This window comes from Tenacibaculum sp. HL-MS23 (assembly GCF_032463465.1).
GTDB classification, from domain to species: domain Bacteria; phylum Bacteroidota; class Bacteroidia; order Flavobacteriales; family Flavobacteriaceae; genus Polaribacter; species Polaribacter bernardetii.
In genome coordinates this window covers 1,767,664-1,788,496 of the sequence record NZ_CP135989.1, presented here as the reverse complement: position 1 = coordinate 1,788,496, position 20,833 = coordinate 1,767,664, and the positions used below count along the sequence as shown (strand labels likewise).

Annotated in this window: 18 protein-coding genes; 12 read left to right on the top strand and 6 right to left on the bottom strand. The window is 30.7% G+C overall.

Annotated elements, in window-relative coordinates:
* Positions 1–17: 17 nt before the first annotated feature.
* From RRF68_RS08375 to RRF68_RS12810, 3 genes are all read right to left on the bottom strand, one after another.
* Positions 18–1,013 carry an inorganic phosphate transporter gene (locus tag RRF68_RS08375; protein ID WP_275315022.1) on the bottom strand — a complete coding sequence of 332 codons (996 nt, stop codon included), beginning with the start codon at positions 1,011–1,013 and terminating at the stop codon, positions 18–20.
* Between the two features lie 120 nt (positions 1,014–1,133).
* Entirely contained in the window at positions 1,134–1,880 is a 747-nt protein-coding gene (locus tag RRF68_RS08370; protein ID WP_218771678.1) for a uroporphyrinogen-III synthase, read from the bottom strand.
* 12 nt (positions 1,881–1,892) lie between these two features.
* The gene (locus RRF68_RS12810; protein ID WP_410016844.1) at positions 1,893–2,378 is read right to left on the bottom strand and encodes a DUF4271 domain-containing protein; all 486 of its coding nucleotides are present in this window, start codon (positions 2,376–2,378) and stop codon (positions 1,893–1,895) included.
* Positions 2,379–2,614: 236 nt separating this feature from the next.
* On the opposite strand from RRF68_RS12810, the gene RRF68_RS08365 reads away from it, so the two are divergent.
* The 3 genes from RRF68_RS08365 to RRF68_RS08355 are packed head-to-tail and all read left to right on the top strand — an operon-like array spanning position 2,615 to position 5,133.
* Positions 2,615–3,337: a polyprenol monophosphomannose synthase gene (locus tag RRF68_RS08365; protein ID WP_275315021.1), complete on the top strand. Its 723-nt coding sequence runs from the start codon at positions 2,615–2,617 to the stop codon at positions 3,335–3,337.
* Between the two features lie 2 nt (positions 3,338–3,339).
* A complete protein-coding gene (locus RRF68_RS08360) occupies positions 3,340–4,677 on the top strand; it encodes a dihydroorotase (protein ID WP_315944065.1) in 1,338 nt (445 codons plus the stop codon).
* On the top strand, positions 4,678–5,133 hold the full coding sequence (locus RRF68_RS08355) for a DUF4296 domain-containing protein (protein WP_315944064.1): 456 nt from the start codon (positions 4,678–4,680) through the stop codon (positions 5,131–5,133).
* Between the two features lies 1 nt (position 5,134).
* Here the strand turns inward: RRF68_RS08355 and RRF68_RS08350 are convergent, their stop codons facing one another.
* Positions 5,135–6,136, bottom strand: coding sequence for an SDR family oxidoreductase (locus RRF68_RS08350; RefSeq protein WP_315944063.1), 1,002 nt, complete (start codon positions 6,134–6,136; stop codon positions 5,135–5,137).
* A 61-nt stretch (positions 6,137–6,197) separates the two neighbouring features.
* Here RRF68_RS08350 and tyrS point away from each other — a divergent pair, with 61 nt between their 5' ends.
* The 9 genes from tyrS to RRF68_RS08305 all read left to right on the top strand — a co-directional run bounded on the left by tyrS (position 6,198) and on the right by RRF68_RS08305 (position 17,139).
* Positions 6,198–7,502 carry a tyrosine--tRNA ligase gene (gene tyrS / locus RRF68_RS08345; protein ID WP_315944062.1) on the top strand — a complete coding sequence of 435 codons (1,305 nt, stop codon included), beginning with the start codon at positions 6,198–6,200 and terminating at the stop codon, positions 7,500–7,502.
* A gap of 366 nt (positions 7,503–7,868) precedes the next feature.
* On the top strand, positions 7,869–8,186 hold the full coding sequence (locus RRF68_RS08340; protein ID WP_315944061.1) for a hypothetical protein: 318 nt from the start codon (positions 7,869–7,871) through the stop codon (positions 8,184–8,186).
* Positions 8,187–8,269: 83 nt separating this feature from the next.
* Positions 8,270–9,310, top strand: coding sequence for a transporter (locus tag RRF68_RS08335; RefSeq protein ID WP_315944060.1), 1,041 nt, complete (start codon positions 8,270–8,272; stop codon positions 9,308–9,310).
* Positions 9,311–9,441: 131 nt separating this feature from the next.
* Positions 9,442–9,984, top strand: a complete 543-nt coding sequence (locus RRF68_RS08330; RefSeq protein WP_275315014.1) for a DUF2911 domain-containing protein — start codon at positions 9,442–9,444, stop codon at positions 9,982–9,984.
* Positions 9,985–10,060: 76 nt separating this feature from the next.
* A complete protein-coding gene (locus RRF68_RS08325; RefSeq protein WP_315944059.1) occupies positions 10,061–10,486 on the top strand; it encodes a hypothetical protein in 426 nt (141 codons plus the stop codon).
* A 147-nt stretch (positions 10,487–10,633) separates the two neighbouring features.
* Positions 10,634–13,954 (top strand): leucine--tRNA ligase, encoded by a 3,321-nt coding sequence (locus tag RRF68_RS08320; RefSeq protein ID WP_315944058.1) that lies wholly within the window; start codon positions 10,634–10,636, stop codon positions 13,952–13,954.
* A 104-nt stretch (positions 13,955–14,058) separates the two neighbouring features.
* Positions 14,059–15,018, top strand: coding sequence for a hypothetical protein (locus RRF68_RS08315; protein WP_315944057.1), 960 nt, complete (start codon positions 14,059–14,061; stop codon positions 15,016–15,018).
* A 49-nt stretch (positions 15,019–15,067) separates the two neighbouring features.
* Positions 15,068–16,258: a GNAT family N-acetyltransferase gene (locus tag RRF68_RS08310; protein WP_315944056.1), complete on the top strand. Its 1,191-nt coding sequence runs from the start codon at positions 15,068–15,070 to the stop codon at positions 16,256–16,258.
* Positions 16,259–16,272: 14 nt separating this feature from the next.
* The gene (locus RRF68_RS08305; protein WP_315944055.1) at positions 16,273–17,139 is read left to right on the top strand and encodes an acyl-CoA thioesterase II; all 867 of its coding nucleotides are present in this window, start codon (positions 16,273–16,275) and stop codon (positions 17,137–17,139) included.
* A 65-nt stretch (positions 17,140–17,204) separates the two neighbouring features.
* Here the strand turns inward: RRF68_RS08305 and RRF68_RS08300 are convergent, their stop codons facing one another.
* Together RRF68_RS08300 and RRF68_RS08295 are read right to left on the bottom strand one after the other, a co-directional pair.
* Positions 17,205–19,454 carry an inorganic phosphate transporter gene (locus RRF68_RS08300; protein ID WP_315944054.1) on the bottom strand — a complete coding sequence of 750 codons (2,250 nt, stop codon included), beginning with the start codon at positions 19,452–19,454 and terminating at the stop codon, positions 17,205–17,207.
* A gap of 73 nt (positions 19,455–19,527) precedes the next feature.
* Entirely contained in the window at positions 19,528–20,757 is a 1,230-nt protein-coding gene (locus tag RRF68_RS08295; RefSeq protein WP_315944053.1) for a porin, read from the bottom strand.
* Positions 20,758–20,833: the final 76 nt, after the last annotated feature.

Sequence of the window (20,833 nt, the reverse complement as noted above, 5' to 3'; positions counted from 1 at the left end):
AATAAAAGTAATGATTTTTACGCTATTGTTTCTAATACTTTAAAAATAATCGCACTCATAAATGCAGCAATAGGTAAAGTAAGTACCCAAGATAAAATAATTTTCCCGATTACTTTATAATTTGCTTTTTTGGTAACTGTACCAATACCAAATAAAGAACCTACAGAGACATGTGTTGTTGAAACAGGTAAGCCATGAACACTGGCGGTAGTTACCAGTAAACCGGTAATCATATTTGCTGTAAGACCTTGACTAGGATTCATTTTTGTGATTTTTTTACTCATTGTTTCTCCTACTTTCTTTGCATTTAATAAACCCCCTAGTGCCATTATAATGGCAACAGAGATCATACTCCATTTAATATCAATAGTATTAATGATTATTAGTAAACCAACAATTTTAGGCGTGTCATTTAATCCTCTAGCAAAACTTACAACACCAGAACTTAAATAGTGTAAAGAATCTAAAAGTTTAGAAAAGTTAATCGTGAATAAGGTTGGATTTTCTTTATTTAAAGAGGGTGCTTTTTTTCGTAAAAACTTAAATAATAGATAAGCAAGTAAACTTAAAATTGCAGCTATAAGCGGACTTACAATTAAAGGCATTAGAAAAGTACTACCAAGTTTGTTAAAATTGAATTCAGTACCAACAGCCATTACGCCGGCACCAAATAAACCGCCAACCAAACTGTGAGTAGTAGAAATTGGCATACCAATTTTGGTTGCTGAAAAAACAGTTAAAGCAGCCCCTAGGGCAATTGAAATTGCAAAAATAGGTGTTTGTATTAATTCGTTAGGAACTAAACCTTTTCCTGAGAAGTTTTTAACGAGTTCTTCTGCTAAAAAAATAGCAGCAATAGAACCTGAAAAAGTAGTAATTGTAGCCCAATTAATTGCTTTCTTATAATTCGTAGTTCCGGAGCCAAATAAAGTTGCAACACCTTTAAAATTATCATTTGCACCATTACTATATGCTAAAAAACAAGCGGCAATAAACAAGAGTAGTAAAATCATTGAGTTAAATTTTTAAACGCTATGGCTTAGACGTGTTAGCTACTTTGTACTTACTGTTGCAAATAAAAAACCCATCAAATTTTATTTTGATGGGTTTTTTTATGTGAATAAAAGTAGTTGTTACTTTTTATTAAAATCTTTAATATACTTATCTAAAGCCATTGTCATTGAAGGCGTTTCGGGTGTTGGTGCAGCAATATCTACACGTAAACCTCTATCTTCAACAGCTTTAATAGTTGTGTTACCAAAAACAGCTATTCTTGTTTCGTTTTGTTTGAAGTCTGGAAAGTTTTCAAATAAACTATCAATCCCCGAAGGGCTAAAGAAGACTAAGATGTCATAAAAAACATCTTCTAAATCAGATAAATCACTAACTACAGTTCTATATAAATCTGCACGTTTCCAATCAACACCTAATTTATCTAACTCCTCAGGAATTAAAGGTTTTAATTTATCCGAAGAAGGTAATAAAAACTTCTCGTCTTTATGCTTTTTTATCAATTTAGTTAGTTCAGGGAAAGTTCTAGTACCAACATAAATTTTACGTTTTCTGTACACTACATATTTTTGTAAATAATAAGCAACAGCTTCTGATTGACAAAAGTATTTCATAGAGTCGGGAACGGTAAAACGCATTTCTTCAGCAATTCTGAAAAAATGATCTACAGCATTCCTGCTTGTTAAAATAATTGCAGTATAGTTGTTTAAGTCAATTTTTTGAGATCTAACTTCTTTTCCATCAATACCTTCAACGTGAATAAAAGAGCGAAAATCAATTTTCACTTTTTGTTTTTCAGCTAAGTCAAAGTAAGGAGACGTTTCCGTCTTAGGAGCAGGTTGAGAGACTAAAATAGTTTTCACTTTCATATATTTTTCTCTTTACGTAGTCGTTGTTATTTTATAAACAATTAATAGCGGTGCTATTTCAAGGGTGCAAAAGTACAAAATAAAATAAAAGAACTTACGTATAACTATTTTTTTGTTGTTTTTAATGATTAAAAAAGCCCTGAAAATAAATAAGATACCAAAAACAGTTAATAGAAACGCGCGGTTGTTAAAACTAAATAAATAGAGTATTAAAGCAGGAAACAACCATAAAGCAAGACTGTTTAAATAACCTGATTTTATATGAATGAAATATTTAGCAATGGTGTTGATCCCCATAATGTTAGCTAATAAAAAGTCTAAAAAGTATTTAAAAGCAAAGTAAAAAACAGTAAAAATTAGTACTACTAAATAACTTAAAAATTTATGATTGCTCGTGGTAGAAATTATTATTAAAAATAAAAATAAAGAAATTACAATTGCAGAGAAAAAGAAAAGTGTTAAAGAAAAAGGAGTGTAAAAAGAAGCGTTTTTTTCTATTTTTTTTTAAAAAAACCAGGCGTAAAGGGCGCAAGGGCATATCCTAATAACTTATTTGGTTTAAGTGATTTCATTATTGCTAATAAAATTACCGCAAATATAATTACTAAAGTAATCCAATTATTATTAGATATAAGACGTTCAATTGCTTGCAAATGTATTTTTTTAATGCTTTTAATTAACACAAAATTAGTGATAATTTAGTGTATATTTGCTTAGATTTAGATGAAAATTACATGAAATCAGACGCTTTAGTTATAATTCCTACTTATAACGAAAAAGAAAACATAGCGGCGATAATACAAGCAACCTTTAAGCAAGAAAAAGAGTTTGATATTTTAGTTGTTGATGATAACTCTCCTGATGGCACAGCCGCTATAGTAGAGCAACTGCAAAAAGAATATCCGAATAGACTTTATATTGAAAAAAGAACAGGCAAAAACGGATTAGGAACAGCATATATTCATGGGTTTAAATGGGCTATAAATAAAGGTTACGAGTTTATAATTGAAATGGATGCTGATTTTTCGCACAACCCAAACGATTTAATTAAGTTATACAATTCTTGTGCAATTCATGGTGCAGATGTTTCTGTAGGTTCTCGCTATTCTGTTGGAGTAAATGTTGTTAACTGGCCAATGAGTAGAGTTTTACTGTCTTATTTCGCATCAAAATATGTGCGATTAATTACAAGAATGCCAATTCACGATACTACAGCTGGTTTTGTTTGTTATAAAAGAAAAGTTTTAGAAACTATTAAATTAGATAAAATTAAATTTATAGGATATGCCTTTCAAATAGAAATGAAATTTAAGGCATGGAAGCATCAATTTAATATAAAAGAAGTTTCAGTTATATTTACTGATAGGATTTTAGGAGAATCGAAACTAAGTTCTGGTATTATAAAAGAAGCAGTATTCGGAGTTATAAAAATGAGATTAAAAGGTTTACCAAAATAATTATGAAATCATATTTAATTAAAAATGCAAACATCGTTAACGAAAACAAGGTTTTTAAAGGTGATGTTTTAATTGAAGGAAATTATATAAAAGAAATTTCAGTAGAAATTTCGGCAACTTCAAATGTAGAAGTTATTGATGCTACAGGTAAATATTTAATTCCGGGTATGATTGATGATCAAGTGCATTTTCGAGAGCCAGGTTTAACTCATAAAGCAAATATAGCAACCGAAAGTAAGGCAGCAATTGCGGGTGGAATTACATCTTTTATAGAAATGCCCAATACGGTGCCGCAAGCAACGACTCAACAATTATTAGAAGATAAATTTAAGATTGCTTCAAAAACATCTTATGCGAACTATTCGTTTATGTTTGGTGGAACAAATGATAATTTAGATGAGTTGTTAAAAACAAACCCTAGAAATGTAGCTGGAATTAAGTTGTTCTTAGGTTCATCAACAGGAAATATGTTAGTTGATAATGAAGCTGTTTTAGAGAAGATATTCTCATCAACAGATATGTTAATTTCTGTACATTGTGAAGACGAAGCAACGATTAGAAAAAATACGGAAGAATATAAAGCTAAATATGGCGATGATATTCCGTTAAAATACCACCCAGTTATTAGAAGTGAAGAGGCTTGTTACTTATCTTCTTCAAGAGCTATTGAATTGGCTAAGAAAACTGGGGCAAGGTTGCATGTTTTTCATTTATCAACAGAAAAAGAAACACATTTATTTAGAAATGATATTCCGTTAGAGGAAAAGAAAATTACCGCCGAGGTTTGTATACACCACTTATGGTTTACAGATAAGGATTATGATAAAAAGGGAACTCATATTAAATGGAATCCTGCTGTTAAATCTCAAAAAGATAAAGATGGCTTATGGAAAGCTTTGCTAGATGATAGAATCGATGTGATTGCTACCGATCATGCACCTCATACTTTACAAGAAAAAGATAATGTGTATATGAAAGCACCAAGTGGTGGTCCATTAGTGCAACACGCGATTCCTGCCGTTTTAGAAAAAGTAAAAGAAGGAGTTTTATCAATTGAAAAAGCAGTTGAAAAAATGTGTCATAATCCTGCAAAATTATTTAAAGTAGAAAATCGCGGATTTATTAAAGAGGGATATTTTGCTGATTTAGTATTGATAGATACGAATGATAATTGGACGGTTACCAAAGAAAATATATTATATAAATGCGGATGGTCTCCTTTTGAAGGCGTTGAGTTTTCACATAAAATAACACATACTTTTGTAAACGGAAACTTAATGTTTGTAAACGGTGTTTTTGATGAAGAAACCAAAGGAAAACGATTAGAATTTAAAAAATAGATGAAAAAATTTTTCTACATAACGCTCTTTACGTTATTTGTTTCATGTACAAGTAACACATTTTATAAAGCACCTAAAGATTTAATTCCGAAAGATTCGATGGTTACTTTGTTGACAGATATGTATATAGCATCTTCTGCTAAAAATGTGAAGAATAAATTCTTGAAAAAAGAAAAAAATTATGTGGGGTTAGTGTATCGTAAATATAAAATAGATAGTACGCGTTTTAAAAGTTCTAACCTATATTACACCTCTTTATCTGAAGAGTATGCAGAGATTTTAAAAGAAGTGAAAACTAATTTAGATTCTTTAGAGAACCTTTACAGATTTAAAAAAATCAAAAAAGATTCATTGCCTAGAAAAAAGAAAATATTAAACGAAGAGTTATCTTTAAAACTAAGTGATAAAAACCAAAAATTACAAAAACCAGTAAAGAAACCGAAAGCAGTTAAGTAATTTAAGCGTTAAATTTTTCACAGACACTATTAATTACATTGTCAATTAATTCGAATTCGAAACCTGTTTCTTTTTCTATCTTTTTTGAAGAATAAAATGATTTAGTGTGTGAAGATTTTGCTGAGTTCTTAGTCAATAAAGCTTCTTTTCTAGTAAGTAAAGTTAATAACCAATCAATTCTCCATAATATACCAGTTGTAATTTCTCCAATTTTTATATAGGGTCTTTTTTTGTGCAATCCATCAGCTATAGCGACTAAAATATCTTTAAACGACTTATTCTCTGAAACTAAAATAAAGCGTTCATTTTTAACATCAGAGTTGATTAAGGAAGTCATTGCTTTTACAACATCTTTTACACCAACGAAACCAGTAATTCCTTCAGTGTAAAATTTTAAACCGTTATTTATTTTTGTAAATAACTTACCAGATCCTTCATTCCAAAAGCCACTTCCTAATATTATTCCCGGATTTATAATAACAACATTTAATCCTTCTTGGCTACCTCGCCAAACTTCCATTTCGGCACCATATTTTGTAATAGAATAACCACTATTATTGTCTTCGTCAGACCATTCATTTTCTTCGTCAATTATTTTTTCATTAATAGAGCTTCCAACGGCAGCAATCGAACTCACGAAACAGAATTCATCAACATTGCCATCAATAGAAAGATTAATCATATTGGCAGTACCTTCAATATTTACTTGACGCATTTGTCTATAATCTTTCGGATTAAAAGAAACCAATGCAGCACAATGATAAACGGTCGTTATGTTTTTAAAAACGGGAATTAGAGAAGGTACTTCGGTAATATCAGCCTTAACCCATTCAATTTTAGTAAACAGTTTCTCTATGTTATCTGTATAATAAGAAAATATTTTTTTGACGTGTTCTTTCTTTTTTTCCGTTCTATAAATAGCACGTATTGTATCATTTTCTTGCGTTAAATGATATAATAAATGTGATCCTACCAATCCTGTTCCTCCTGTAACTAAAATCATATAACGAAAATAGAATTTTTTGAACGATAAATGTATCTTTGTCTCTTTAAAACTCATAAAAATGACCAAAAATTTAGTAGAAGAATTACGTTGGCGTGGAATGATTCACGACATGATGCCAGGAACAGAAGAGCAATTGCAAAAAGAAATGACGGCGGCATATATTGGTTTTGATCCAACCTCTGATTCATTACACATTGGTAGTTTAGTACCTATTATATTACTTGTACATCTTGAAAAAGCAGGGCATAAGCCAGTTGCTTTAGTAGGAGGAGCTACAGGAATGATTGGTGATCCGTCAGGAAAATCAGACGAGCGTAATTTATTAAATGAAGAGGCGTTAGCTAAAAATGTAGACGGAATTAAAAGAACTTTAGCGCGTTTTTTAAATTTTGAGAGCGATAAAACAAATGCTCCTTTGTTGGTAAATAATTACGATTGGATGAAAGATTTTTCATTCATAGAATTTGCAAGAGACGTTGGTAAACGTATTACGGTAAATTATATGATGGCTAAAGACTCTGTAAAGAAACGTATTTCTGGAGATTCTAATAGCGGAATGAGTTTTACAGAATTTACTTATCAATTAATTCAAGGATACGATTTTTACCATTTGTATAAAAATCACAACTGTTTATTACAAATGGGTGGTTCAGATCAATGGGGTAACATAACTACAGGTACAGAGTTAGTGCGTAGAATGAATGTAGGCGAAGAAGCAAAGGCGTATGCAATGACTTGTCCGTTAATTACAAAAGCAGACGGATCTAAGTTTGGAAAATCAGAAGGAGGAAATATATGGTTAGATGCAGCTAAAACATCAGTATATAAATTCTACCAATTTTGGTTAAATACTTCGGATGAAGATGCAGAAAAATATATTAAAATATTTACATTTTTAGATGAAGTAAGTGTTAAGGAATTAATTGCAACTCATAAAGAAGTTCCTCACGAAAGAGCACTTCAAAGAAAATTAGCGGAAGAGGTTACAACATTCGTTCACTCTAAAGATGAATTAGAAAAAGCAATTGCAGCATCTAATATTTTATTCGGAAAATCTACCTCAGAAGATTTAAAAGGTTTAGATGAGCAAACATTTTTAGACGTTTTTGATGGTGTGCCGCAAGCGGAAGTTTCTAAAAAAGATATCTCAGAAGGTCTATCAATGATTGATGCATTGTCAGGAAAAACTAGCTTTTTAAAATCTAACGGAGATGCAAAAAGAGCGTTAAAAGAAAATGCTGTTTCGGTAAATAAAGAGAAAGTAAAAGAAGATTTTACAATTACAGTAAAAGATTTAATAGCTGATAAATATGTGTTATTACAACGCGGAAAAAAGAGTTATTTCTTATTAAAAGTAGCGTAATTAAGAAGCTATTTTAATATTAAAAGTTAAAGGGCATCGCTTACAGTTGATGCCTTTTTTTTGGTATTTATTACAACACTTATTTTTAGGTTTTATACAATTTGATGTGCAAACAGAAGAGCATACAGCTTCTTGTTGCATTGAAACAACAGGAATCGCCTTTTTATTTTCAGTATAAAATATGATCATAACTTGTGTAATTCGATGCAAATATAATACTTTATTTAGAATAAATTAAAATAATATTTACTGTGATTTTTTTCTTTAAAAAAGATAGTTAAGCTATCTTTGTCTCATCTATTTTAAGAATAAGTTTTGCTGCAAAAAATAAGCGTTTATTTTTTTATTTTACTTTACATGGTTGCTATGCTTAGGCCAATTGCACCGTTTGTTGAGTATGCCGTAAATTATGATTATATATCAAAAGTATTATGTATTAATAAAGACAAACCAGCGCTTCAATGTAATGGTAAATGTCAATTAATGCAAAAGATAGAACAGCAACAAGAAGATGATTTTAAATCATTAAGTATTGTTATAAAAGATTATCCAATTGGTTTTGTAGAGTTACTTTCTGTAAACGCAAAAAACAGCTATAATAAATATGTAAAAAAAACATATTTTTATACAAAAAATTATTCTTTCCTATTTTCATTAGCTATTTTTCATCCACCAATTTTTTAAATTTTACATACAGATAATTAAGAATACAGTTTAAAACTAAACTGTATAAAACAATAGTGTAAAATTTTAAAAAAAATAAACTGATGAAATTATCAAAAATCATCTTTATAGGAATTTTTATGTTCTTATTTCAAGTAGTAAACGCACAAAAAATAACATCACAAAATAACGAGTGGAAATCTAGTAGACCAGATGGGCATGCCCCAATTAGTGTAATGGGAGATCATTATCATAAGAAAGGAGATTTAATGTTTTCTTACCGATACATGAATATGTACATGAAAGGATTAGAGCAAAATGGTACTACTATTACTAATGATGCAGCTCATGATGCTGGTTATATGGTAACACCTTTAAGTATGCCAATGAACATGCATATGTTAGGTATTATGTATGCGCCAACGGATAAAATAACTTTAATGGCCATGGCAAACTATATTACTAATGATATGGATTTACAGATGAGAATGATGGGAATGAAAACTAAATTTTCAACAGCATCATCTGGTTTTGGAGATGTAAAATTAGGAGTCTTATATAAATTCATTAACAAGAACCGTCAATCTTTACATGGTTTGGTAAATATATTTATTCCTACAGGAAGTTTAGAGGCTACAGATCAAACACCAATGTCTTCTCCAAATGAAATATTATTACCTTATCCAATGCAAGTTGGTAGCGGAACTTATGATATGGATTTAGGGTTGACATATTTAGGTCAAACTAATCATGTTTCTTGGGGTTCTCAATTAAAAGCTACGTATCGTTTTGGCAGCAATGAATACGATTATTCTTTAGGAAACCGTTACAGTTTAAATTCTTGGTTTGCAGTAAAAACGTCAGATTGGTTAAGTATTTCGGCACGAATGGAAATCTTATCTGTAGCTAAAACAAATGGTGAGAATCCAAATTTAACACCTATGATGGTTACTACAGCAAATACTGAAAATTCAGGGGGTAATTATATAAATACAGGATTAGGTTTTAATATTTATGCTTTTAAAGGATCTTTAAAAAATGTTCGTTTTGGTGCTGAATATGCATTGCCAATTTATCAAGATTTAAACGGAATTCAGTTAGAGCAAAAACAAACAATCACTTTAGGTTTACAGTATTCAATGTAATTTTAGATACGGTAACTACGAATACCTTTGGTGTTTTAGAATTTATGTACTATTATTAATAGTAACTTTATGTAAGGATTTGTAGTTTTGATGACTAATAAAAGGTAAACTAACTTAAAATTAAGTAAAAAATGAAAAAAAGAATTTTAGTATTAGCAATGTTAATGGTCGCTGTATTATTCTCTACAGAAGCAATGGCGCAAGAATTTAAAGGGTTAGATAAAAGTCCTATGGATGCTGCATCATACCCAAGTAGCTATAGAGTATCAGATAAATTAGTGAAAATAACATACAGTCGTCCACAATTAAAAGGAAGAAATGTGGCTAAGTTAGCTCCTGCAGGAAAAGTGTGGAGAACAGGTGCAAATGAAGCGCCAGAAATTACGTTTTATAAAGATGTAAAATTTGGAGGAAAAGATGTAAAAGCAGGAACTTATACATTATTTACAATGCCAGGAGATAAAGAGTGGACAGTTATTTTAAGCACAGCTAAAAATGTATGGGGTTCTTACTTTTATAACGAAGGTGAAGATGTGGTTCGCGTAATGGCATCAAAATCTAAATCAGAAAAGTCGATTGAAGCTTTTTCAATTGCTTTTGATGGTAAAGATAATGACGCTACAATGTTTATAGGTTGGGGAGACATAATTGTGTCTGTACCAGTTAAAGGATAATTCTTTTAAAAATTAATATTTTTGTGTAATCTATTGAAATTCATTAAGTTTATAATTAAGTTTAAATATAAATTCTATGAAAAGTAAATTAAACATTTTTATTGTAGTTTTAATGGTAATCGGTTTATTGGTGAGTTGCAATGACTCTTCAGAAAATATGCCAGATGAATTATCGATTCAAGAAAAAATAGAATTCTTAGAAAGTGGCGAATGGCTCAGTGAAAATGGAGATAATGAGCCAAATGTAATGTATACGTTTTCTAAAGGGAAACGATTTAATTCCTACAAAAGTGAAGGTGTTTGGCATGAAGGAAGCACAACATCTTCTGCGAATTATATGGCTGAAGAAAATTTGTTAACCATGGATTTTTATTTTGGGAATGTTTACACTTATAATGTAGAGTTTTCATGTGATTATAATATTATTAAATTCTTTAAAGATGATAAATTAGCTGATACCTTATATAAAAGAAATTCTAATTATAAGGATTGTTTAAAATAAATAAAAATATTTCTCATAAATAGGCTTAGAAATCATATGATTTCTAAGCCTATTTTGTTTTTAATAAACTCCATTTTTATAGATAAAAAGAAATAAAAATAGTATTTAAAATAACCGTAAATTTGCAACTTCTTAAAAAGAGACAAAATGCAATATAATCATCAAGAGATAGAAAAGAAATGGCAACAATTTTGGGCAGACAACCAAACATTTAAAGCCAGTAATGAATCGGAGAAACCTAAATACTATGTCTTAGATATGTTCCCTTATCCGTCAGGAGCAGGTTTACATGTTGGGCATCCTTTAGGATATATTGCATCAGATATTTATGCACGTTACAAGCGTCATAAAGGATTTAATGTATTGCATCCACAAGGGTATGATTCTTTTGGTTTACCAGCAGAACAATATGCAATTCAAACAGGGCAACATCCTGCAAAAACTACTGAAGAAAATATTACAACATATAGAAAACAGTTAGATACTATTGGTTTTTCTTTCGATTGGTCTCGTGAAGTACGTACTTCTAATCCAGAATATTATAAGTGGACACAGTGGATTTTTATTCAGCTTTTTAACTCTTGGTACAACAAAGATTCTGATAAAGCAGAAGATGTTAAAACATTAATTTCGGTATTTAAAAAATCAGGAAATGCAACTGTAAATGCTGTTTCAGAAGAAGATATTACTATTTTTTCTGCAGATGAATGGAAAGCCTTTTCAACAACAGAACAAGAAGCAATTTTGTTACAATATCGTTTAACCTATTTGTCGGATACCGAAGTAAACTGGTGTCCTGAATTAGGAACGGTATTAGCAAACGACGAGATAATAAATGGAGTTTCAGAACGCGGTGGTCACCCTGTAGAGCGTAAGAAAATGACCCAATGGTCTATGCGAATTTCTGCATATGCACAACGTTTGTTAGACGGATTAGAAACAATTGATTGGCCGCAACCTTTAAAAGATAGCCAAACAAATTGGATTGGTCGTTCGCAAGGAGCTATGGTAACTTTTAAGGTAGATGCTTTAGAAGCTCCAGAAGCTGGCGTACGTTTATCTTATAAAGAGCTAGAGGCGTTAAAAGAAATGCGTTTAAACCTTTCGAAGGCTGAGGAAGTACTTTGGAATGAATTAAAAAATAAAAAAGGAGCTGCAAAATTCAGAAAAAAATATACCATTGGTACATTTTTAGTAGATTATGTATGCTTAGCAAAAAATATAATTGTGGAGTTTTCTGGTAAAGAAGACGAAGCAAAAAGAGATGCTTATTTTACAAGTGAAGGATTTCATGTAGTGCGTTTTACAAATGATGAGGTGTTAGAAAATGTTTTAGGTGCGGTATCTAAAATTAATAACACGATTCAGTTTGCAAAACCTATAGAAAAAACAACTGTTGAGGTAGTAGAAACAGCAATAGCAAACGATTATAAAATCGATGTTTTTACAACGAGACCTGATACTATTTACGGAGTCTCATTTATGACCTTAGCTCCAGAGCACGAATTAGTAGCTAAAATTACAAGCGAAGGGCAACAAAAAGCCGTTTACGATTATATTAAAGCAACAGCAAAGCGTTCTGAAAGAGAACGAATGGCAGATGTAAAAACAATTTCAGGAGTTTTTACAGGTGCGTATGCTTTACATCCGTTTACGGGAAAACAAGTGCCTATTTGGATTGGAGATTACGTGTTAGCAAACTACGGTACAGGTGCTGTTATGGCGGTTCCTTGTGGAGATCAGCGTGATTATGATTTCGCAAAGAAATTCGAATTAGAGATTCCTAATGTTTTTGAGAATGTAGATATTTCTGAAGCTGCACATGCAGATAAAGAAGGAACTAAAATTGCAAATTCTGATTTCTTAAATGGTTTATCGTACAAAAAAGCGATGAAATTAGCCATTTATGAAATGGAACAAAAAGGTTTTGGTTTTGGTAAAATAAACTACCGTTTACGCGATGCTGTATTTAGCCGTCAGCGTTATTGGGGAGAACCTTTTCCGGTGTACTATAAAGACGGAATGCCTCAAATGATTGATGCTAAACACTTACCAATCGTTTTACCAGAAGTAGAAAAATATTTACCTACAGAAGATGGGAAACCGCCTTTAGGAAACGCTACAGAATGGGCTTGGGATTCTCGCGCAAAGAAAGTTGTATCGAATGATAAGTTAAAAAATAAAACAGTATATCCGTTAGAGCTAAATACAATGCCAGGTTGGGCAGGTAGCTCATGGTATTTTAACCGTTATATGGATGCTACTAACGACGGTGAATTTGTAAGCAAAGAAGCTGCTGATTATTGGAAACAAGTAGATTTATATATTGGTGGTTCTGAGCATGCAACAGGGCACTTATTATATGCTCGTTTTTGGCAAAAATTCTTGTTTGATAAAGGAATTGTTCCTGTTGATGAGTTTGCAAAAAAACTAATCAACCAAGGAATGATTTTAGGAACATCAGCACTTGTTTATGAAGCATTGTTTGACGGAAAAAAGAATAACTTATATATTTCATCTGATTATTTCCAAGGAGAAAATCAAATACAAGAAATTGCAGCAGATGATAAATTATGGACTCGTTTAGATAAAAAACTAAAAGAAGCAGGTTTAACTGCTGAAGCTGAAAAATCGTTAACATACCGACCTATTCATATTGATGTAAGCACGCTTGAAGGAGATGTAAATGTAAATATTGAGAAGTTAAAAGCTTGGAGAAGCGAATTTGAAACAGCAGAATTTGTTTTTGGAAGAGACAAACAATTTGTGTGTCATAGAGAGGTTGAGAAAATGTCTAAATCTAAATACAATGTTGTTAATCCAGATTTAATTTGTGAAGAATTTGGTGCAGATGCATTGCGTTTATTCGAAATGTTTTTAGGGCCTTTAGAACAAACAAAACCATGGAAAACTTCAGGTATTTCAGGAGTATATTCTTTCTTAAAGAAATTATGGAAGTTATATGTTGGCCAAGAAGGTGTACTTGTTACTGATGCTGAACCAACGAAAGAGGAGTTAAAAGTTTTACATAAAACCATTAAAAAAGTAGAAGAAGATATTGAGAATTTCTCATTTAACACATCGGTTTCTACCTTTATGATTGCAGTAAATGAATTAACTGCTTTAAAGTGTAATAAACGTGCAATTTTAGAGCCTTTATTAGCATTAATTTCACCGTATGCACCGCATATCGCAGAAGAGTTATGGAGTCAGTTAGGACATGAAGGTTCAATAGCAACTATTGATTTCCCTAAGTTTGAAGCTTCTCATTTAGTAGAAAGTTCTAAAACGTACCCAGTTTCTTTTAACGGAAAAATGCGTTTTACGCTAGAGTTGTCTTTAGATTTAAGTAAAGATGAAATCGAAAAAATAGTAATGGCAGATGAACGTACAATTGCACAATTAAAAGGGCAAGAGCCTAAAAAGGTAATTATTGTACCAGGAAAAATTATTAATATTGTAGGATAGTTTTTTATCAATTATATAATTAACACCCTTGTTTATTGTAAATAAATAAGGGTGTTTTTTTGGTTAAAAATCAAAAAAAAACGCAAATTTGTAATAAAAAGAATATGAAAAAATTACCTTTTAAAAGCTTCTGGCTTTTTTTATTAATTCCTTTCGGTGTTGTGTTTTTTGTGGTAATACCAGAAATTGAAAAAAACTATGAGCGATATAATAATCACCAGATTACACTTCAAAAAGATATTCATACTTTAGATTCTTTAAAGCAATCAGAAAAACTAAGCTCAAAAGGGAAACATTTACTTCAAAAATTAGAAATCACAGTGCCAATTCATACAAAGGTTTATGGTGGTGAGAAATTTATGTTCTATAAAACAGGTGGAATGCTTGTTGTTTTAGTATTTATGGGTGTTGGTATGGTTGCAACAAATTATATATCTAATAAAAAGAAAATTTCACCAAAAAATAAACAAGTAGATTTTGTTTTTGAAGATCCAACAACTGATGTAATTGGGCAAAAAATATCTTGGGGAGCTCTAGAGAATTCTGCGAGTAATTTTGCAAGCGAAGTTTTAAAAAAAACAGCACAAGGTTACAAAATAACGTCTAGCTCGTTAACCAAAGTATTTGCTTGGAGTTTTTTCTTAATGGGCTTAAATTATGTAGTAATTTCATTTTACGAATACTATCAAGTTTATGATATTCCACTTACTTTTATGAAAGGAGGAAAGTTGTTTTTTACTTCTGGAGGACCTTTTTTATTAATAGGATTGGTTTTATTATTTGTGTTTTCTCCTAAAGTATTTATACATGTTCGAAAAAGAAAAATTATTATTGGCGGTGAAACTTTGCAATATCAGCAAGTATATGCTTTGCAGGTATTAGAAAAGTTTTCGTCGGGAGGCAGTTCTTCAAGCGGATATTTTTCATATGAGTTAAATTTGATAACAAATAAAGGAGATCGATTCAATTTACTAAACCATGGAGATAAGATGTATATTTTAAGTGATATGATGAAAATAAGTAAAATATTAAAAGTGCCAGTTTGGAATAACGGAGTTGTATAATTAGGTTTACATAAACTTTTAGTAATTTAGACCCAAAATAAAAGGGAATTTGGTTTTTTCATCTTGCAATAAACATACTTTAAAGTTTACATATTTTAATACGGTTAGTGAAATATCAAATGATGTTTGGCAACAGTTAAATTGTACACATAATTTGTATTTCCATCCGCAGTATTTAGAAGCACTGCAGCAAAATAATCCGAAGATACAATTTTCTTATATCGTTTTGTTTAATGAGAAGGATGAAGCAGTTGCTTTGGCAACAATTCAAATAGTCGATTTTTATTTAGATAGTGTTCAGAATGAAATGCAATCTGTTGTAGAATGGGTAAAGTGTTTGGGAAGAAAACTACGAGTTATAACACCAGAAAAAGTGTTTAAAGTACTTACTTGTGGAAACACTTTTGTTAGTGGCGAACATGGAATTTTTATCAGTAAAAATCAAAATAAGAAGTTAATTTTAGCTAGAATTGCTAAAGCTGTAGTGGATTTATCGAATTCGATAAATGATGTAGATGCATTTATGTTAAAAGATTTTGAAAATGAATCATTATTCATAACCAATAAACTTTATGAAGAAGGTTATAATTCATTTAATGTAGAACCTAATATGGTGTTACATTTAGAGAGTGATTGGTATAGTTTAGATGATTATTTAGCTGCTTTAAAAACAAAGTTTAGAGTAAAAGCAAGAAAAGCTCTAAAGCTTAGTGCAGTCTTACAGGTAGAGAATATTACAGCGAGTAGACTTAAAGATTTATTGCCAGAAATGACAGTTCTTTACAAAACTGTATCAGCAAAATCGAGTTTTAATTTAGGGGATTTTAATTTACAAACCTATAAATCGTTGAAAGATAACTTAGGGGATGCTTATTTTTTAAAAGCATATTGGTTAGAAGATAAGTTGGTAGGTTTTTTATCAGGTATTTTTAATCAAGAATCGTTAGATGCTCATTTTGTAGGTATAGATTATGTACACAATAGAGATTACGCAATATATCAGCGTATGTTATATGATTATATAGCTTTAGGGATACAAAAGAAAGTAAAAACAATAAACTTTGGAAGAACAGCAAGTGAAATAAAAAGTTCGGTTGGTGCCATTCCAGAAAGTTTAACTATTTATTTGCGTCATAAGAAGACAATACCAAACCGTATTTTAAGTTTGTTTTTAAAGCGAATTCAACCATCAGAGTTTAAACAAAAACATCCGTTTAAAAATAAAAAATTAATAGCATAAGTTAATTTGTAATAATGAAAAACACTCAAGAATTATTAAATATACTAACCTTAGAAGATTTAGGTAATAATAACTTTAACGGCGTTAGTAAAGATATTGGAAGTCCGAATGTATTTGGAGGTCAAGTTTTAGCGCAATCCTTAAATGCAGCTTATAGAACTATATCAAACAATAGAATTTTACATTCGCTACATTCTTATTTTTTAGAAGCAGGAGATTTAGATTTGCCCATAACCTATAATGTACAGGTTATTCGTGACGGAGGTAGTTTTTCTACGCGTAGAGTAACGGCGCATCAAAATGATAAAAATATTTTTATTTTATCGTGTTCTTTTCATAAGGAAGAGGAAGGGCATGAGCATCAAATACCTATTAAAAAGCATATAAAACAACCAGAAGAGTTATTTAGTTGGACGGATATGTTAGTTCAGTTTGGCGATTTTTTACCTAAAAAGTTAAAAGCTTTTTTAAGTGTGGAGCGACCAATAGAGTTTAAACCTGTTGAAATTGTAAACCCTTTAGAAAAAAAGGATGTACAACCGTTTGTAGATGTATGGTTTCGACTAAAAGGTGATCCTGTTGATTTATCTTTAGCGTTAAAACAGCAAATTCTTACGTATATATCTGATTACAATATTTTAACAGCCTGTTTAAATCCAAATGCGAGCGTTGCTAATTTTAGCAATACTCAAATGGCTAGCTTAGATCACTCAATGTGGTTTTACCGAGATTTTGATTTTAACGATTGGATGTTGTTCTCTATAGAGAGTCCGAATACATTTGGTGCACGTGGCTTTGCTTGTGGTAATATTTATACGAGAGAAGGTAAGTTAATAGCTTCAGTAGCACAAGAAGGATTAATGCGCCCAATGAAAAAGTAAATTAATTATTATAAATAAAAAACCCCAAGTGAATTTCACTTGGGGTTTTGTTTTGTTAAGTAATGTTACGCATTTTTACTACTTATATGAAACTCTTCATAAGTTTCTAGTAAACTCATAAGAGCCGAAACTAAGTCTTGTGTTTCAATTAATATACTAAAGTATAAGGTAGTGTTTTTAGGACTTGTTTCATCTGTTCTAATACGAGCAACTTGTTTCTCGATAGAAGCAGCAACATCTTTTAATAACTCTTTCTTTTCGTTAATAATAGGCGTTAAATTATCAAAACTTCTGTTTTCGAAAGTACTACTAATATCATCTAACAATTTAGAAAGTGTGTTGTCAATATGTTTTAAATCTTTTAACTGACCTTTCTTTAAATTCTTATGATTGTTATTTACGTGCTTAAAACTTGCTCTAGATATATAACTAATAGATTGTGCTACATCTTGTAAGTATCCTAAAACTAAAATATAAAATCTACTTGCTTGTACCGAAGTATCATCTAAAGATTTAATAAAGTAGAAAACACCATCTTTTAAGCCGTCAATTTCATCATTTAACTTTCCTACGTGTTTATCTGTTTTACGTAATTTATTTAAATCATGATTAGCTAAATCGTTAACAACACTTGTGTATAATTTATTTACACGCGTTGCAACTTCTGCAATATGATCTGCACTTTCTTCAATTACTCCATTAATCGTAATTAATTCAGCTCTTTCGAAATGCATTTGTTTTTTAACTTCTTTTGATTTTTTTCTATGGATTAATGTATTTCTTCCTATTAAAAGTGCAACCACTAATAATAAAACAGGAATCATAACCATGTTAAAGCTAATTAAGTAAGCTACTACTGCAGAAGCTAAAAATGCCGTTAAGGCAGTTAAAAACCATCCACCAATAACATTAATTACACCAGCTACTCTATAAACAGCACTTTCACGCCCCCAAGCTCTATCTGCTAAAGAGGTACCCATAGCAACCATAAACGTTACATAAGTTGTTGATAAAGGTAATTTCATAGATGTTGCAATAGATATTAAGATACCAGCAACAATTAAGTTAACGGCTGCTCTTACTAAATCGAAAGCAGGCATTTCATAGGTTTTGTCTTTTGGTAATTCAATTACAGGTTTCTGAAACTTAGCATCTACAAAAGCCAATGTTTTTGCAGGGAAAACTTTACGAATACCAACATTAATTCCCATGGCAGTTCTTACTACGATTCTAGATAAAGGATTTGGTTGAAATTTTTCATGTCCTTCACCTTGTCTAGATAAATCAATACCTGTTTTAATTACGTTCTGGGCTTTACTAGAAGTCCATAAGGTAACTACCATAATAGCACCTGCGAATAATAATAAATAAACATTTGAAGGTACTTTTTTAGCTAAAATACCCATAGAAAAAGCATCGGCAGAAACACCTGATACTTCCCATGCTTGGTAAGAATTCCATGCAGCAATTGGTACACCAACAAAGTTTACTAAATCGTTACCAGAAAAGGCCATTGCTAAAGAGAATGTACCAACCCCAATAATTAATTTTAAAACATTTACTTTAAAAGCACTTATTAATACTTGAGAAATTAAACTCCAAGCAACAAAACTACCTGCAATAATTAATAATGTATTTCCTTCAATTAAGTGTTTAATATCTTTATAAAAAGGAGTTCCTTTCATTCCTTTTATAATAATGAAATATGTAATTGCTGTAATAGCAAAACCACCAAATAAAGCGTTAATATAGGTAGCTCTTTTCTCGAAATTAAAAGAATAAATTAATCTAGATACAAACTGAACGAGTGCACCTACAGAGAACGCAACGACTACAGAGAGTAGTATTCCGTTTATAATTTGAATTGCTTTTTTATGATTAATATAATTCCAAATATCTGAAATTGATTGCGTATCACTAGAAGAGATCTTAATTAAAGAGATACAAACAGCAGCTCCTAATAATTCAAATACAATTGAAACTGTGGTAGAGGTTGGCATACCTAATGAGTTAAAGATATCTAATAATAAAATATCAGTAATCATTACTGCCATAAATATGAACATGATGTCTTGAAACATAAACATATTTGGATTAAAAATACCTTTACGCGCAACTTCCATCATTCCACTAGAGGTAATGGCTCCAAAGAACACACCTACACTCGCAATAATCATAATGTTTCTAACCTTAATTGCTTTAGAACCAATAGCCGAGTTTAAGAAGTTAACAGCGTCATTACTAACACCAACAACTAAATCAACAATTGCTAAAATAGCTAAGGCAACAAGCATTAAAATATATGGATCTCCCATTTTATAGTTTTGTTTAAGATTTGCAAATCTACAAACACTATTTGAGTGTTTATGTTAGGTTTACGTTATTTTTTTAAAAATGAATATCTACTTGTAAACGGTACATTAATTCGTTTATATTGATTTCTGATTGTGAGTAGCTTACGTCGGTTTGTACTTTTAAATTATGTTTAGAAATATATTTTGATAATCCTAAAGTATATTGATTTTCTTCTCCTTTATCAGTTATGTCTTTATTTAAGCTAATATTAGTGTAACGACCCGATAATTCCCAATTTTTAGAAAATAAATAACCTGTTTGAAGATTTAAGCCATTACCTACTTGTACTGCTTGATTTGTTAAGTTTCCGTTTTCATCTGAAGCTAAAGTACCATCGTTGTTTTTTGCTATTGGATCTTTGGCATCTCTATATGCATATTCTCCCATAAAAGAAAATCCTTTGTATTTAAACATGGCATCTATAAATATTGTTGAAATGTCGGTTTTGTAAAAATTTCCAGTATTAGTTATCATATAAGAACCTAAATTACTCTTGTTTTTTACGGCATTATTATTAAAATCATAACTACCACCAATTGCTAATTTTGGCTTTTGTTCTTTTTCTAAATCACTTCCTTTATAGTCTCCATCATTTTTGAAATATCCAAAAGGTAGAAATTCTAAACGAGCTGTATATTGATGTCCACCAAGATTTCCTGTAGTTACATTTCTTCCTTCTCCTTGTGCTATTGATAAAGCTTCTCTAACTATAAAATTATCAGATATTTTAAAATGATGTCTTAGTTGTAAGCCCATATCTCTATCAATATTAAAATGTCCATTAAGTAAAGAACGCTCTACTAATTGAAGGTTACCTGAAGAAATTACTCGTTCTCTGTTTCCTGGTAGTTTAGTTTGCCCTACCCATAATTCGAAGTTTTCGTGAAAATTCCATTTTATAACGGCATCTAAAATATACCTAGGAGCATTGTTTGTAAATTCTGAAGCACCACCAATATCTCTATTCGTTAAGCCTAGTTCTAATTTGTATTTTAATTTAGGAGAATACGCAAAACCGCTAAATTTTAAACGAGCTCTTCGTACTAAAAATGAAGTTTCTGGGTTAGAAAGCCCGTCACTATTAGAATCCCATTGGTGAGTTCCTAAAAACTGCATTCTTGCGCTAATATTCATAGCCCAAGTGCTGTCTTGCCCTACTAGATTGAATAATCCTTTTCCGAATTTAGGTGCATTTGTTTGTTGTGCGTATGTATAGGATAGCACAGACATACTTACAATTGTAAGTGCAGTTTTAAGATTCATTAGTTGTTATTTATTAGTTTTTGTCGCTGCAAATAACCAACACTAATGTTAATTTATTGTTAATAGGATGTTAAGT

Coding starts and splice junctions, on each gene's coding strand:
- RRF68_RS08375 (WP_275315022.1), bottom strand. CDS start 1,013: ATGATTTTACTACTCTTGTTTATTGCCGCTTGTTTTTTAGCATATAGT.
- RRF68_RS08370 (WP_218771678.1), bottom strand. CDS start 1,880: ATGAAAGTGAAAACTATTTTAGTCTCTCAACCTGCTCCTAAGACGGAA.
- RRF68_RS08365 (WP_275315021.1), top strand. CDS start 2,615: ATGAAATCAGACGCTTTAGTTATAATTCCTACTTATAACGAAAAAGAA.
- RRF68_RS08360 (WP_315944065.1), top strand. CDS start 3,340: ATGAAATCATATTTAATTAAAAATGCAAACATCGTTAACGAAAACAAG.
- RRF68_RS08355 (WP_315944064.1), top strand. CDS start 4,678: ATGAAAAAATTTTTCTACATAACGCTCTTTACGTTATTTGTTTCATGT.
- RRF68_RS08350 (WP_315944063.1), bottom strand. CDS start 6,136: ATGATTTTAGTTACAGGAGGAACAGGATTGGTAGGATCACATTTATTA.
- tyrS (WP_315944062.1), top strand. CDS start 6,198: ATGACCAAAAATTTAGTAGAAGAATTACGTTGGCGTGGAATGATTCAC.
- RRF68_RS08340 (WP_315944061.1), top strand. CDS start 7,869: ATGCTTAGGCCAATTGCACCGTTTGTTGAGTATGCCGTAAATTATGAT.
- RRF68_RS08335 (WP_315944060.1), top strand. CDS start 8,270: ATGAAATTATCAAAAATCATCTTTATAGGAATTTTTATGTTCTTATTT.
- RRF68_RS08330 (WP_275315014.1), top strand. CDS start 9,442: ATGAAAAAAAGAATTTTAGTATTAGCAATGTTAATGGTCGCTGTATTA.
- RRF68_RS08325 (WP_315944059.1), top strand. CDS start 10,061: ATGAAAAGTAAATTAAACATTTTTATTGTAGTTTTAATGGTAATCGGT.
- RRF68_RS08320 (WP_315944058.1), top strand. CDS start 10,634: ATGCAATATAATCATCAAGAGATAGAAAAGAAATGGCAACAATTTTGG.
- RRF68_RS08315 (WP_315944057.1), top strand. CDS start 14,059: ATGAAAAAATTACCTTTTAAAAGCTTCTGGCTTTTTTTATTAATTCCT.
- RRF68_RS08305 (WP_315944055.1), top strand. CDS start 16,273: ATGAAAAACACTCAAGAATTATTAAATATACTAACCTTAGAAGATTTA.
- RRF68_RS08300 (WP_315944054.1), bottom strand. CDS start 19,454: ATGGGAGATCCATATATTTTAATGCTTGTTGCCTTAGCTATTTTAGCA.
- RRF68_RS08295 (WP_315944053.1), bottom strand. CDS start 20,757: ATGAATCTTAAAACTGCACTTACAATTGTAAGTATGTCTGTGCTATCC.